9 protein-coding genes and 1 riboswitch are annotated in these 13,505 nt (G+C 69.8%); of the genes, 4 read left to right on the top strand and 5 right to left on the bottom strand.

Translation table 11 applies throughout. The annotated features are described in order from the left end of the window. Positions 1-3: 3 nt before the first annotated feature. The gene (gene lpxL, locus ACOQFR_RS01810; protein ID WP_421377887.1) at positions 4-909 is read right to left on the bottom strand and encodes an LpxL/LpxP family Kdo(2)-lipid IV(A) lauroyl/palmitoleoyl acyltransferase; all 906 of its coding nucleotides are present in this window, start codon (positions 907-909) and stop codon (positions 4-6) included. Positions 910-968: 59 nt separating this feature from the next. On the opposite strand from lpxL, the gene waaA reads away from it, so the two are divergent. After that, positions 969-2,273 (top strand): lipid IV(A) 3-deoxy-D-manno-octulosonic acid transferase, encoded by a 1,305-nt coding sequence (gene waaA, locus ACOQFR_RS01805; protein ID WP_421377885.1) that lies wholly within the window; start codon positions 969-971, stop codon positions 2,271-2,273. 18 nt (positions 2,274-2,291) lie between these two features. Here waaA and ACOQFR_RS01800 read toward each other — a convergent pair whose 3' ends face one another. From ACOQFR_RS01800 to ACOQFR_RS01790, 3 genes are all read right to left on the bottom strand, one after another. Then, complete coding sequence (locus ACOQFR_RS01800; RefSeq protein WP_421377883.1) at positions 2,292-3,638, bottom strand: TolC family outer membrane protein; 1,347 nt, start codon at positions 3,636-3,638, stop codon at positions 2,292-2,294. A 22-nt stretch (positions 3,639-3,660) separates the two neighbouring features. Then, a complete protein-coding gene (locus ACOQFR_RS01795; protein WP_421377881.1) occupies positions 3,661-4,314 on the bottom strand; it encodes a protein-L-isoaspartate O-methyltransferase family protein in 654 nt (217 codons plus the stop codon). Positions 4,315-4,527: 213 nt separating this feature from the next. After that, the gene (locus ACOQFR_RS01790; RefSeq protein ID WP_421377879.1) at positions 4,528-5,169 is read right to left on the bottom strand and encodes a TetR/AcrR family transcriptional regulator; all 642 of its coding nucleotides are present in this window, start codon (positions 5,167-5,169) and stop codon (positions 4,528-4,530) included. Between the two features lie 75 nt (positions 5,170-5,244). On the opposite strand from ACOQFR_RS01790, the gene ACOQFR_RS01785 reads away from it, so the two are divergent. The 3 genes from ACOQFR_RS01785 (at position 5,245) to thiC (ending at position 11,717) form a co-directional block, all read left to right on the top strand. After that, a complete protein-coding gene (locus ACOQFR_RS01785; RefSeq protein WP_421377877.1) occupies positions 5,245-6,363 on the top strand; it encodes an efflux RND transporter periplasmic adaptor subunit in 1,119 nt (372 codons plus the stop codon). Positions 6,364-6,372: 9 nt separating this feature from the next. Further along, entirely contained in the window at positions 6,373-9,474 is a 3,102-nt protein-coding gene (locus ACOQFR_RS01780; RefSeq protein WP_421377873.1) for an efflux RND transporter permease subunit, read from the top strand. A 192-nt stretch (positions 9,475-9,666) separates the two neighbouring features. Further along, positions 9,667-9,765, top strand: a riboswitch (TPP riboswitch). Between the two features lie 68 nt (positions 9,766-9,833). Further along, entirely contained in the window at positions 9,834-11,717 is a 1,884-nt protein-coding gene (thiC, locus tag ACOQFR_RS01775; RefSeq protein WP_421377871.1) for a phosphomethylpyrimidine synthase ThiC, read from the top strand. A 7-nt stretch (positions 11,718-11,724) separates the two neighbouring features. Here thiC and ACOQFR_RS01770 read toward each other — a convergent pair whose 3' ends face one another. Further along, entirely contained in the window at positions 11,725-13,347 is a 1,623-nt protein-coding gene (locus tag ACOQFR_RS01770) for an alpha-glucosidase family protein (RefSeq protein WP_421377869.1), read from the bottom strand. Between the last annotated feature and the right edge of the window lie 158 nt (positions 13,348-13,505).

Genomic DNA, 13,505 nt, shown 5'->3' with positions numbered 1-13,505 from the left:
GGCTCAGTAGTGCCGGCGGCTGCCGTCGGGCTGGCGCTTGAAGCGCTGGTGCAGCCAGAGGTATTGATCCGGGCACTGACGGATCAGCGACTCCAGCGCCGCCATCACCCGAGCGGTGTCGGCGGTGGCATCGGCCGACGGGAATTCTTCAAGCGCGGGCAGGATGCGCACGCGGTAGCGGCCATCCGCGAGCCGCTCATGGAACAGCGGCAGCACCGCGGCGCCGGAAAGCCGCGCCAGCTGGTGGGTCGAGGTCAGGCTCCAGGCCGGCTGGCCGAAGAAGGGCACGAACACGCTGTCGCCGCGCCGCGTTTCCTGGTCGGGCGCGAACCACAGCAGACCACCCTGCTTGAGGTGGCGCAGCGCCGGCCGCAGCTCCTCGCGCGAGAACATGGCCACCGCGTGGCGCAGGCGGCCGCGCTTGACCGCCCATTCCATCGCCGGCTCCTCGTGCGGCCGGTACATGCCGGCCAGCGGGATGCGCTGGCACAGCAGCCGCATGCAGATCTCGAGCGTGGTGAAGTGCGCCGACACCAGGATCGCGCCGCGGCCGCCGCTGCGCACCGCGTCCAGGTGCTCGAGGCCTTCGAGCTCCCACTCGCGCGGGTCGGGCAGCCGGCCCCACCACGCGCGCAGGAACTCGAAGACGCCCAGGCCCAGCGCATCGAAGTTCCGGCGCAGCAGCGCCTCGCGCTCCGCTGGCGCCAGATCGGGGAAACACAGCGCCAGGTTGGTGGCCACCACGCGCCGGCGCGAGCGCAGCACGGCGCGCATCAGCCGCCCCAGCGGCCGGCCTGCGGCACGCTGCAGCCACAGCGGCCAGCGCGCCAGGGTCCAGCCCAGGCCGATCAGCAGCCAGGCCGGCCAGCGCGCGGGAGACAGCGGGGGAGGGGAAAGGGCATCGGCCATGGCCCCGCATTCTAGCCGCTGGCGCCGCGGCCCCGCCGCCGTCGGTTATCCTTCCGCGCATGCATCTCACCTTCGGGCAGCGGCTACTGTTGGGCCTGTATTCGCTGGTCCTGCACCTGGCCTTCCCGGTCACCCTCTACCATCTGGTCTGGCGCGGCATGCGCCAGCGCGAGTACCTGCAGCGCTGGACCGAACGCTACGGCTGGCTCGAGCACAAGCTCGACCTGCACGATGCGATCTGGGTGCACGCGGTGTCGGTGGGCGAGGTACTGGCGGCGCGGCCGCTGGTGGACGGCCTGCTGGCGAAGTATCCCGACCGGCCGCTGCTGGTCACCACCATCACGCCCACCGGCTCCGAACGCGTGCGTGCGCTCTGGGGCGACCGGGTGCACCACGTCTACCTGCCCTACGACCTGCGGCGAATGGTGCGCCGCTTCCTGGACCGCGCGCGGCCGGCGCTGGCGGTGATCGTCGAGACCGAGATCTGGCTCAACCTCTACGTCGAGTGCGGCCGCCGCGGCATCCCGCTGATGATGGTCAATGCGCGGCTTTCGGAGCGTTCGCTGCGAGGCTACCTGCCGGTCCAGGGCATGGCCCGCCTGGCGATGCGCGCGGTGCGGCTGGTGGCCGCGCAGTCGGCCGCCGATGCCACCCGGCTGGCGCGCATTGGCGCCGATCCGGCGCGCATTGTCGTTACCGGCAACCTCAAGTACGACCTGAAGCTGCCCGAACGCGCGGCGCACCAGGCGGCGAACTGGCGCCAGGGCTGGGGTGCGGGCCGGCGGGTGTGGATCGCCGCCAGCACCCATGGACCGGAAGAGGACGCCGTGCTGCAGGCGCACCTGCGCGTGCTGGCCGAGTTTCCCGATGCGCTGCTGCTGTGGGCGCCGCGCCATCCCGAGCGCTTCAATGCGGTCGCCGAGGCGGTGCGCGCGCGCGGCCTGGCGCTGCGCACGCGAAGGCAGCAGCGGCTGCCGGGGCCGCGCAGCCAGGTGTTCGTGATCGACACGATGGGCGAGCTGCTGTCGTTCTTCGCGGCCGCCGACGTCGCCTTCATCGGCGGCAGCCTGTGCGAGGTGGGCGGGCACAACGTGCTCGAGCCCGCGGCGCTGGGCGTACCCAGCGTGGTGGGTCCGCACACGTTCAACTTCGCCGAGGTGACGCGCCGGCTGCGCGACGCGGGGGCGCTGGTGCAGGTGGCCGATGCGGCCGCGCTGGCGGAATCCGTGGTGTCGCTGCTGCCCGATGCCGATCGCCGCAGGCGCATGGGCGAGGCCGGGCGCAGGCAGGTGGCCGAGCTTTCGGGTGCGCTGGCGCGCACCCTGGACCTGGTGGACGACGTGCTGTCGGGGCGCCGCGGCTGAGCGCGGCGCCCGGGACGCTTATTCGGCCGGGATGTTGTCCAGCGCGGCGTTGGCGTCCACCACCAGCACGCGGTTCACTTCCTGCACGTCGGCCAGGGAAATGGTGCCCGCGACCTGCTTGAGCCGCAGCGTGTTGACCAGGTACTGGTGGCGCGAACGCGCGTACTCACGCTGGGCCTCGAACAGCGCCTGCTGCGTGATCAACACGTCCACGATGGTGCGGGTGCCGACTTCCAGGCCCGCTTCGCTGGCCTCGTAGGCGGCTTGGGCGGAGACCACCGACAGGCGGCGCGCCTCGACCTCGGCTTCACCGCCGGTCAGCGAACGCTGCGCGTTGCGCGCCTGGCGGACCACCGAGCGGCGCTGCTGTTCGAGGCCGTCCGCGGCGATGTCACGGCCGTGCACGGCCTGGCGCACGCCCGACTGGGTGGCGAAGCCGTTGAAGATCGGCACGCTCAGGCGCACGCCGACCGTGCTGCCGCCGCCGGAGAAATTGGCGCTGCCCGGGAAGTCGCTCTGCCAGCTGGCGCTGTCGCCGATGGACGCGGTGGCGGACAGCGTGGGCAGGTGGAAGGAACGCGCGGTGCCGATGTCGCGCTCGGCCGCGGCCAGGGCCAGCTCGCTGGCCAGCAGGCGCGGGTTGGACTTGAGCGCGATGTCCACCCAGTCCTGGGCACTGCGGGCGTCGGTGTTCTCGGGCTTGTAGTCGCGCGACAGGCCCTGCAGGTTTTCCAGCGGCGTGCCGGTGATCTCGGCCAGCGCTTCGCGCGCGTCCTCGAGCTGGATGCCGGCGGCGATGGCGTTGGCGCGCGCGGTGTCGAAGCGGGCGCGGGCCTCGTGCACGTCGGTGATCGGGGCCAGGCCGACTTCCAGGCGCTTTTCGGCCTGGTCGAGCTGGCGGCCGACCGAGCGCTCCTCGGCACGCGAGGAGGCCAGGGTTTCGATCGCGGTCAGCACGTCGAAATAGGCCTGGGCCACGCGCACCACCAGCTCGTCGGCGGCGGCCTTGTACTCGGCGTCGGACTGGTCGCTGCGCAGGCGCGCGGCGGCCAGGCGGGTGTAGTTGCCGCGGTCGTAGATGGACTGGTTCAGGTCCAGGCCGTAGCTGCGGTCGCGGTCGTAGGCATCCACGCCGCGCGTGCGCGAGTCGGTGAGCGAGGCGCCGGCGCTGATCTGCGGCAGCAGCGCCGCGCGGCTCTGCACGATGCCCTCTTCCTGGAACTGGCTGCGCGATTCGGCGGCGGCCAACACCGGGTCACCCTGGCGGGCCAGTTCGTAGGCCTCGATCAGGTCGGCGGCGTTGGCCGTGCCGGCGGTGCCGGCCAGCAGGATGGCGAAGGCGAGGGGATGAAGGCTCAGGCGCATGGGGTAGTCCTGGTTGCTCAAGTCAGAAGGCGAAGTGCGGGGCCGGGGCGGCGCCGTGCAGGTAGGGGACGTCGGTTTCGAACAGGCTCTCGCGGTGGAAGCCTTCGCCGCGGCGGGTGATGCGCAGCGCTTCCTGCACCGGCGACTGGCCGTGGATCACGAACAGGCGGCCGCCCGGCTTGAGCCAGGCGCCGAAACGCTCGGGATCGGTGGCGACCGCGCCGGTGACGCAGATCGCGTCGAACTGGCGGCCGGGCTGCCAGCCGAACACGTCGGCTTCCTCCAGCCGCACGTTGCCGATCTGCTCGGTGACCAGGCGGGCGCGGGTGCGCTCGATGAAATCGGCATGGCGGTCGATGCTGACCACGTCGCGCGCCAGCGCGGCCAGGCAGGCGGTGATGAAGCCCGAGCCGGTGCCGACTTCCAGCACCTCGTCGCCCGCGGCCAGGTTCAGCGCCTGCAGCATGCGACCCTCGAGCACCGGCTTCATCATCACCTCGCCGTGCTCCAGCGGCAGCGGCAGGTCGGCGAAGGCCAGCTTGCGGTGGCGCAGCGGCACGTAGTCCTCGCGGCGCACGCTCATCAGGGTTTCAAGCACGCGCGGGTCGAGCACGTCCCAGGGGCGGACCTGCTGTTCGACCATCGCAAAGCGGGCCTGCTGGAAATCAATGGGCATGACGTCTAAATCCTTGAATCGCAAGGGTCGTGATTTTACGCCCCGCCCGCGTCCGCGCGGAAGCTTGGCCGCCGGAAGGGTAACGACAGGGTGGGTAATCCGTTGACCGGCACCGGAGGGCCCGGTGCGCGGCCAGAATGCTGGGGCGGCCCGCATGGGCCGTAGTGCCATTAGTCACCGCGACCATGGGCCGGGTGGGCGCGGGTTCAGCGCTCATCGGCGGCCGGGACCGTAGGCGCGCAGGAACAGGTCCACGGTGGCGTCCACGTGCGCGTCCACGTCGGGGCTTTCCATCGGCGCCGAGCAGCCGCACAGCAGGCGCGCGTGGTATTCGCCCTTGAGCAGGCAGAAGAACTGCGAGGCGGCCAGGGTGCAGTCGGGCACGTGCAGCTCGCCGGCGGCGTGTTCGGCCTTGAGGAAGGCGGCGAAGGCTTCCTGGGTGCGCTTGGGGCCGGCCTCCCAGAACATGCGCGGCAGGTGCGAATCCTCGGGCAGCTGGCGCGACATGATGCGGTGGATGGCGATGGCCTCGTCGCTGGTGATCAGGCGGAAGAAGGCGTGCGCGATGCGCACCAGCTGGCCGCGGATCGGGCCCTCGAAGCGGGCCACGAACAGGTCGGAGGGCAGCAGGTCTTCGCACTTGGCCTTCACGGCTTCGACGAAGAGGGTGTCCTTGTCCTGGAAATGGCTGTACACCGTGAGCTTGGACACGCCCGCGGCCTGGGCGATGGCGTCCATGCTGACGCCGTCGTAGCCCCGGGCCGGGAACAGGGCCTTGGCCGCGTCCAGGATGGCGGCGCGTTTTTCCAGGTCCTTGGGCCGGCCGGGGGAGGCGTTGCGCGAGGGCAGATTCATGACGAAGATTATTATTGAACTTGGCAGTTTGGTAAAGATAATATACCCCCGGTTCAATAAATAGATGACTCCCCGATGAGCGCCACGCCCCCGATTGCCCGGCTGTTCCTGCTGTTCGGTCTCGTGGTCCTGGCCGCCTGCGGCGGAGCGGACGAGGCGCAGGCGCCCGCGCGCCCCGCCATCGTGGTGCAGCCCGCGCCGGCGGCTGCAGCCCTGAGCGTCTACGCGGGCGAAGTGCGGGCGCAGTTCGAACCGGCGCTGGCCTTCCGCATCGGCGGCAAGATCGCGCGGCGCCTGGTGGACGTGGGCGAGCAGGTCAGCAAGGGCCAGGCCCTGGCCGAGCTCGACCCGGCCGATGTCGCGCTGCAGCTGGAAGCCTCGCGGGCGCAGCTGTCCTCGGCCGAATCCGACCTGGCCCTGGCCAACTCCGAACTCGAGCGCTACCGCAGCCTGCTCGACCGCCAGCTGGTCAGCCGCTCGCTCTACGACGCCCGCGTCTCGGCCCAGCAGGCGGCCGAGGCCCGTGTGCGCCAGGCGCGCGCGCAGGCCAACGTGTCCGGCAACCAGGCCGCCTATGCCGTGCTCCGCGCGCCCGCCGATGGCGTGATCGCGCAGCGTCTGGCCGAGGCCGGCCAGGTGGTCGCCGCCGGCCAGACCGTGTTCGTGCTGGCCGAGCAAGGCGAGCGCGAAGTTTTGATCAGCGTGCCCGAGCAGAGCGCGGCCGACTTCACGCCGGGCCGCCCGCTGGCGGTGGAACTGTGGTCGCAGCCGGGCAAGCGCTTTCCGGCGAAGTTGCGCGAGATCGCCCCGGCTGCCGACCCGCTGGCGCGCACCTTTGCCGCGCGCGTGAGCTTCGACGCCGGCGACGTGCGCACCGAGATCGGCCAGAGCGCGCGCGTGTTCGCGCTGCAGGAAGGCGAGGCCGCGCTGGGCGTGCCGCTGCCGGCCCTGGCCGAGAAGGACGGCAAGCCGGCGGTCTGGGTGGTGGATCCGGAAAAATCCACGGTGAGCCTGCGCCCGGTGCGCGTCGGCCCGTATGGCGAGACGCTGGTGCCGGTGCTGTCCGGGCTTGGGGCGGATGACTGGGTGGTGGCTGCGGGCGTGCACCTGCTGCTGGAAGGCCAGCGCATCCGGCCCATCGACCGGCAGAACCGGCCGGTGACGCTGGCCCCCGCCGCTGCCGACAAGCGCTGAGGCCGGGCCATGGGCGCCTTCAATCTTTCCGAGTGGGCGCTGCGCAACCGCTCGCTGGTGCTGTACATCATGGTGGTGCTGGCCGTCATCGGCTTCGTCAGCTACCAGCGCCTGGGCCAGTCCGAAGACCCGCCCTTCACCTTCAAGATCATGGTGGTGCGCACCTTCTGGCCGGGCGCCACCGCCGAGGAAGTGGCGCGGCAGGTCACCGACCGGGTCGAGAAGGAAGTGATGGAGACCGGGCGCTACGAATACGTGCGTTCGTACTCGCGCCCGGGCGAGTCGCTGGTGATGCTGATGTCCAAGGACTCGATGCACTCCGACGAGCTGCCCTCGCTGTGGTACGAGGTGCGCAAGAAGGTCGGCGACGTGCGCCAGACCCTGCCCCAGGGCGTGATCGGGCCCTATTTCAACGACGAGTTCGGCGACACCTTCGGCAACATCTATGCGCTGTCGGGCGAGGGTTTCGACTACGCCACGCTCAAGGACTACGCCGAGCGCATCGAACTGGAACTGCACCGCCTGCCCGACGTGGGCAAGATCGAGCTGGTCGGCCTGCAGGACGAGAAGATCTGGATCGAGCTGTCCAACACCAAGCTGGCCACGCTGGGCGTGCCGCTGCAGGCCGTGCAGCAGGCGATCGACAGCCAGAACGCGATCGCGCCGGCCAGCTTCTTCGAGACCGCCACGGACCGCGTGCAGCTGCGGGTGTCGGGCCGCTTCGACAGCGTGAAGGAGATTGCCGACTTCCCGATCCGCGTCGGTGACCGCAGCTTCCGGCTGGGCGACGTGGCCGAGATCAAGCGTGGCTTCGCCGATCCGGCGGCGCCGCGCATGCGCTTCATGGGTGAAAACGCGATCGGCCTGGCGGTGTCCATGCGTGCCGGCGGCGACATCCTGCGCCTGGGCGAGGTGCTGGACAGCAAGTTCGCCGAGCTGCAGCAGGAGCTGCCGGTCGGCATGACGCTGAAGAAGGTCTCCGACCAGCCCGCCGCCGTGCGCAGCGGCGTGGCCGAGTTCGTGCGCGTGCTGGCCGAGGCGGTGGTGATCGTGCTGCTGGTCAGCTTCTTCTCGCTGGGCTTCCGCACCGGGCTGGTGGTGGCGCTGTCCATCCCGCTGGTGCTGGCGATGACCTTCGCGGCGATGTACTACTTCGGCATCGGGCTGCACAAGATCTCGCTGGGCGCGCTGGTGCTGGGGCTGGGCCTGCTGGTGGACGACGCCATCATCGCGGTGGAGATGATGGCGGTGAAGATGGAGCAGGGCTTCAGCCGCATGAAGGCGGCCGCTTTCGCCTACCAGTCCACGGCTTTCCCCATGCTCACCGGCACCCTGGTGACGGCCGCGGGCTTCCTGCCGATCGCCACGGCGGCGTCCAGCACGGGCGAGTACACGCGCTCGATCTTCCAGGTGGTGACGATCTCGCTGATCCTGTCCTGGATCGCGGCGGTGGTGTTCATTCCCTACCTGGGCTACCGCCTGCTGCCCGATGCCAAGCCGCACGGCGACGGTCCGGTGCACGACCCGTACGCCAGCCGCTTCTACCGCCGCGTGCGGGCCTGGGTGACCTGGTGCGTGCGCTTCCGCAAGACGGTGATCGTGGTGACGGTGGCGGCGTTCGTGCTGTCCATCCTGATGTTCCGCTTCGTACCCCAGCAGTTCTTCCCCTCGTCCACGCGGCTGGAGCTGATGGTGGACCTGGAGCTGGCCGAAGGCGCCTCGCTGCACGCCACCGAGGCGGCGGCCAAGCGCCTGGAGACCGAGCTGGCCAAGCGCAAGGACGTGGAGAACTTCGTGGCCTACGTGGGCACGGGCACGCCGCGCTTCTACCTGCCGCTGGACCAGAAGCTGCCGCAGGCCAACTTCGCCCAGTTCGTGGTGCTGACCAAGGACATCCAGGCGCGCGAGGAAGTGCGCCAGTGGCTGATCGGCCTGTTCGACGAGAAGTTCAACGACGTGCAGGTGCGCGTGTCGCGGCTCGAGAACGGGCCGCCGGTCGGCTTCCCGATCCAGTTCCGCGTCTCGGGCGAGCACGTGGACGAGGTGCGCCGCCTGGCCCACGAGGTGGCCGCCAAGGTGCGGGCCAACCCCGACGTCACCAACGTAAACCTAGACTGGGACGAGGCCAGCAAGGTCGTGCGCCTGCAGATCGACCAGGAGCGTGCGCGCGTGCTGGGCATCAGCTCGGCCGAGGTGGCGGCCTTCCTGCGCGGCTCGCTGTCGGGCACCACGGTCAGCACCTACCGCGACGGCAACGAGCTGATCGAGATCCTGCTGCGTGGCCCCAGCCAGGAACGCGAGCAGCTGAGCCTGCTGGGCAGCCTGTCGGTGCCGGCCGGCAATGGCCGCAGCGTGCCGCTGTCGCAGATCGCCACGCTCGAGTACGGCTTCGAGGACGGCATCATCTGGCACCGCAACCGGCTGCCCACCATCACCGTTCGCGCCGACATCTACGGCGAGGCGACGCCGCCCAGCGTCACCGCGCAGATCGAGCCGACGCTGGCGGAGATCCGCGCCTCGCTGCCCAGCGGCTACCTGCTCGAGACCGGCGGAACGGTCGAGGACTCCGGCCGCGGCTCGCGCTCGGTCGCTGCCGGCGTGCCGCTGTTCCTGCTGGTGGTGATGACCCTGCTGATGCTGCAGCTGCGCAGCTTCCCGCGCGCGGTGATGGTGTTGCTGACGGCGCCGCTGGGCCTGATCGGCGTGGTGCTGTTCCTGCTGGTGTTCCGCGTGCCATTCGGCTTCGTGGCGATGCTGGGCACGATCGCGCTCAGCGGCATGATCATGCGCAACTCGGTGATCCTGGTGGACCAGATCGAGCAGGACATCGCCGCCGGCCATCCGCCCGAGCAGGCCGTCGTGGACGCCACCGTGCGCCGCTTTCGCCCGATCGTGCTGACAGCGCTGGCGGCGGTGCTGGCCATGATCCCGCTGTCGCGCAGCGTCTTCTTCGGGCCGATGGCCGTGGCCATCATGGGTGGCCTGATCGTGGCCACCGCGCTGACCCTGCTGTTCCTGCCGGCGCTGTACGCGGCCTGGTTCCGCGTACCGCCCCCGCCCGCGCCCGCCCGCACCGCCCCCGGCCCGGTCGCCTTCGACTCCGCTCCGTAGGCAAGGGGAGCTTTTTTGCCGCGGATTTACGCGGATGGACGCGGATAAGGTCGGATAGAACCGAGGGGAGACGGAGTTGCCGGCCGAGCCAAGCCACCTCGCTCCTTCCTTCTCACGCTCTATCCGCTCTTACCTGCGCAAATCCGCGGCCAAAACGCCCTTCGCTTCTCCGCCCGGGCCGTGGTTCAATAGCGGGAGAAGCGGGGGTGCCCGGGCGGGATGCGGGCTGAGAAATACCCTTCGAACCTGATCCGGCTGGTACCGGCGTAGGGAAGCTTTGGTGGTGCCGGCCCGTGCCTGCGCCCCGGCGCCGCCGCTTCGTTCCCGCCCGGTGACCGGGCGTCAAAGGACGAAACCGCATGAATGCGCTGCCCACCGAACTGCTGCGCCAGGCGCAGGAACTTTCCGAATCCGTCACGCGGCCCATTCCGGGCTCGCGCAAGATCCATGTCGAGGGTTCGCGTCCCGACATCCAGGTGCCGATGCGCGAGATCGCGCTGTCCGAGACGCCGCGCATGTACGGCATCAAGGAGCCCAACGCGCCCTTCGTGGTCTACGACACCTCGGGCCCGTACAGCGACCCGGACGCGAACATCGACCTGGGTGCGGGCCTCAAGCCGCTGCGCGAGCGCTGGATCGCCGAGCGCGGCGACAGTTCGCCGCTGCCGGGGCTGAGCTCGGAGTTCGGTCGCGGCCGGGCCGCCGACGCCTCGCTCGACGCCGTGCGCTTCCCCGCGCTTCGGCCGCCGCGCCGCGCCCATGCCGGGGCCAACGTGACCCAGATGCACTACGCGCGCCGCGGCATCGTCACGCCCGAGATGGAGTACATCGCCATCCGCGAGAACCAGCGCATCGAGGCCATCACCGAGGCGCACCTGCTGCGCCAGCACCCGGGCGAGACCTTCGGCGCCAACATCCAGAAGTCCATCACGCCCGAGTTCGTGCGCGACGAAGTGGCGCGCGGCCGCGCCATCATCCCGGCCAACATCAACCATCCGGAACTGGAGCCGATGATCATCGGCCGCAACTTCCTGACCAAGGTCAATGCCAATATCGGTAACTCCGCCGTTTCCTCCGGCATCGCCGAGGAAGTGGAAAAGCTGGTGTGGTCGATACGCTGGGGCGGCGACACCGTGATGGACCTGAGCACGGGCAAGAACATCCACGAAACGCGCGAGTGGATCATCCGCAACTCGCCCGTTCCCATCGGCACCGTGCCGATCTACCAGGCGCTGGAGAAGGTGAACGGCAAGGCCGAGGACCTGACCTGGGACGTGTTCCGCGACACCCTGATCGAACAGGCCGAACAGGGCGTGGACTACTTCACCATCCATGCCGGCGTGCTGCTGCGCTACGTGCCGCTGACCGCCAAGCGGGTCACCGGCATCGTCAGCCGCGGCGGCTCGATCATGGCCAAGTGGTGCCTGGCCCACCACAAGGAGAATTTCCTCTACACGCACTTCGAAGACATCTGCGAGATCATGAAGGCGTATGACGTCAGCTTCTCGCTGGGCGACGGCCTGCGCCCGGGCTCCATCGCCGATGCCAACGACGCCGCGCAGTTCGGTGAACTCGAGACGCTGGGCGAGCTGACCCAGATCGCCTGGAAGCACGACGTGCAGACCATGATCGAAGGGCCCGGCCACGTGCCGATGCACCTGATCAAGGAAAACATGGACAAGCAGCTGGCCGTCTGCGGCGAGGCGCCGTTCTACACGCTCGGCCCGCTGACCACCGACATCGCGCCGGGCTACGACCACATCACCAGCGCCATCGGCGCCGCGATGATCGGCTGGTTCGGCACCGCGATGCTCTGCTACGTCACGCCGAAGGAGCACCTGGGCCTGCCCGACAAGAACGACGTGCGCGAAGGCCTGATGGCCTACCGCATCGCCGCGCACGCCGCCGACCTGGCCAAGGGCCATCCGGGCGCACAGGCGCGCGACAACGCGCTGAGCAAGGCCCGCTTCGAATTCCGCTGGGAAGACCAGTTCAACCTGGGCCTGGACCCGGAGCGCGCCCGCGAGTACCACGATGAAACGCTGCCCAAGGACGCGCACAAGGTTGCCCACTTCTGCTCGATGTGCGGCCCGCACTTCTGCTCGATGAAGATCACCCAGGACGTGCGCGAGTACGCCGCCAGCCAGGGCGTGAGCGACGAGTCCGAGGCGCTGGCCAAGGGCATGGCCGAGAAGGCCGAGCAGTTCCGCACCCAGGGATCGCAGCTCTACCGCCGCGACTGATCCGGCTTCAGGCGGCCGGCGCGACGGCGTAGTAGACGCCGCGCGCCGGCAGCTGCAGCCGCTGGCCTTCCGCGTGGCCCGAAAGCAGGCCATGGCCGGTATCGGCGTGCCAGGAATCCAGGTCCGGCAGCGCCACCGACTGCGGCTGGTCGGAAAGATTGAAGGCGACCAGCATGCGCTGCTTCGCATGCGTGCGTTCGAACACCAGCAGCGGCTCGGGCGCATCCAGGAAACGCAGTTCGCCGGCGGTCAGCGCCGGCTGGCGCTTGCGCCAGGCCAGGAAGCGCCGGAACCGGTGCAGGGTGCTGTCGGCATCGGCCTCCTGCGTGGCCACGCTGAGCGCACGATGTGCGTCGGGCACCGGCAGCCAGGGCGTGGCGGCGCTGAAGCCGGCGCCGTTGCCGGGCTGCCAGGGCATCGGCGTGCGGCAGCCGTCGCGGCCCTTGAATGTGGGCCAGAAGGCGATGCCGTAAGGGTCCTGGATCGCCTCGAAGGGCACGTCGGCCTCGGGCAGGCCCAGCTCCTCGCCCTGGTAGAGGCAGATCGAACCGCGCAGCGAGCACGCCAGCGCGTTGTACTGGCTGGCCAGGTGCGGATGGGTCGAGCCCTGGCCCCAGCGGCTGACCACGCGCGGCACGTCATGGTTGGACACCGACCAGCACGGCCAGCCGTCGGTCATGTGCGCCTGCAGCTCTTCCACCGTGCGGCGGATGAAGCCCGGTGAGCCATCCTCGGTGAGCAGTTCGAAGCTGTAGCCCATGTGCAGCCGGCCCGGCCGCGTGTAGTCGGTCATGGTGCCCAGCAGGTCTTCGGCCGAGATCTCGCCCAGGGCGCCGACGTCGGGGTACTGGTCCATCAGCGCGCGCAGGCGCTCGAGGAAGGCGTGGTTCTCGGGCTGCGTGTTGTTGTGGTGGTGGTACTGGAACGCGTACGGATTGTCGGGCGAGAAGCCGCGGCCGGTGCGTTTCTCCGGCGGCTTGGCCGGGTTGTCGCGCAGCTGGCGGTCGTGGAAGCAGAAGTTGATCGCGTCCAGGCGCAGGCCGTCCACGCCGCGGTCCAGCCAGAACTTCACGTTGTCCAGCGTGGCCTGCTGCACGGCCGGGTTGTGGAAGTTCAGGTCCGGCTGCTGCACCAGGAAGTTGTGCAGGTAGTACTGTCCGCGGCGCGGCTCCCACTGCCAGGCGCCGCCGCCGAAGATCGACAGCCAGTTGTTGGGCGGCGAGCCGTCGGGTTTCGCGTCGGCCCACACGTACCAGTCGGCCTTGGGGTTGTCGCGGCTGCTGCGGCTTTCCTTGAACCAGGCGTGCTCGCTGGAGCTGTGGCTGAGCACCTGGTCGATCATCACCTTCAGGCCCAGCGAATGCGCGCGTGCCAGCAGCCGGTCGAAGTCGGCCAGGGTGCCGAACAGCGGGTCCACCGCGCAGTAGTCGGCGATGTCGTAGCCGAAGTCCGCCATCGGCGAGAGGAAGAAGGGCGAAATCCAGATCGCGTCCACGCCCAGGCTGGCCACGTAGTCCAGCTTGGCCTCGATGCCCGGCAGGTCGCCCACGCCGTCGCCGCTCACGTCCAGGAAGCTGCGCGGGTAGATCTGGTAGATGGTGGCACCGCGCCACCAACGCTGTTGCTGCATGTCGCCTGCTCCGTGGCTGGCCGCGCTGCCCGAGGGGTGTCGGGAAGCTTAGCGGCGCGCCATTGTCCGACGTGTGGGGGTGCATACGTATTCATGGTCCGGCCGGCGCGCGGGCGGGGTGGTAGGGTGGCGGCCAGTCCTGCGCGGGGAGGCGTGGA

Origin of the sequence: Arenimonas sp. MALMAid1274, from assembly GCF_049195245.1 — a bacterium.
Lineage (GTDB): Bacteria > Pseudomonadota > Gammaproteobacteria > Xanthomonadales > Xanthomonadaceae > Arenimonas.
Note: the sequence above shows the minus strand (reverse complement) of the source record. Positions and strands in the feature narration are given on the sequence as shown.

Bases quoted from the DNA above. Each gene is read 5' to 3' on its own strand.
- ACOQFR_RS01770 (WP_421377869.1), bottom strand. From the start codon at position 13,347: ATGCAGCAACAGCGTTGGTGGCGCGGTGCCACCATCTACCAGATCTAC.
- ACOQFR_RS01785 (WP_421377877.1), top strand. From the start codon at position 5,245: ATGAGCGCCACGCCCCCGATTGCCCGGCTGTTCCTGCTGTTCGGTCTC.
- ACOQFR_RS01800 (WP_421377883.1), bottom strand. From the start codon at position 3,638: ATGCGCCTGAGCCTTCATCCCCTCGCCTTCGCCATCCTGCTGGCCGGC.
- thiC (WP_421377871.1), top strand. From the start codon at position 9,834: ATGAATGCGCTGCCCACCGAACTGCTGCGCCAGGCGCAGGAACTTTCC.
- ACOQFR_RS01795 (WP_421377881.1), bottom strand. From the start codon at position 4,314: ATGCCCATTGATTTCCAGCAGGCCCGCTTTGCGATGGTCGAACAGCAG.
- lpxL (WP_421377887.1), bottom strand. From the start codon at position 909: ATGGCCGATGCCCTTTCCCCTCCCCCGCTGTCTCCCGCGCGCTGGCCG.
- ACOQFR_RS01780 (WP_421377873.1), top strand. From the start codon at position 6,373: ATGGGCGCCTTCAATCTTTCCGAGTGGGCGCTGCGCAACCGCTCGCTG.
- waaA (WP_421377885.1), top strand. From the start codon at position 969: ATGCATCTCACCTTCGGGCAGCGGCTACTGTTGGGCCTGTATTCGCTG.
- ACOQFR_RS01790 (WP_421377879.1), bottom strand. From the start codon at position 5,169: ATGAATCTGCCCTCGCGCAACGCCTCCCCCGGCCGGCCCAAGGACCTG.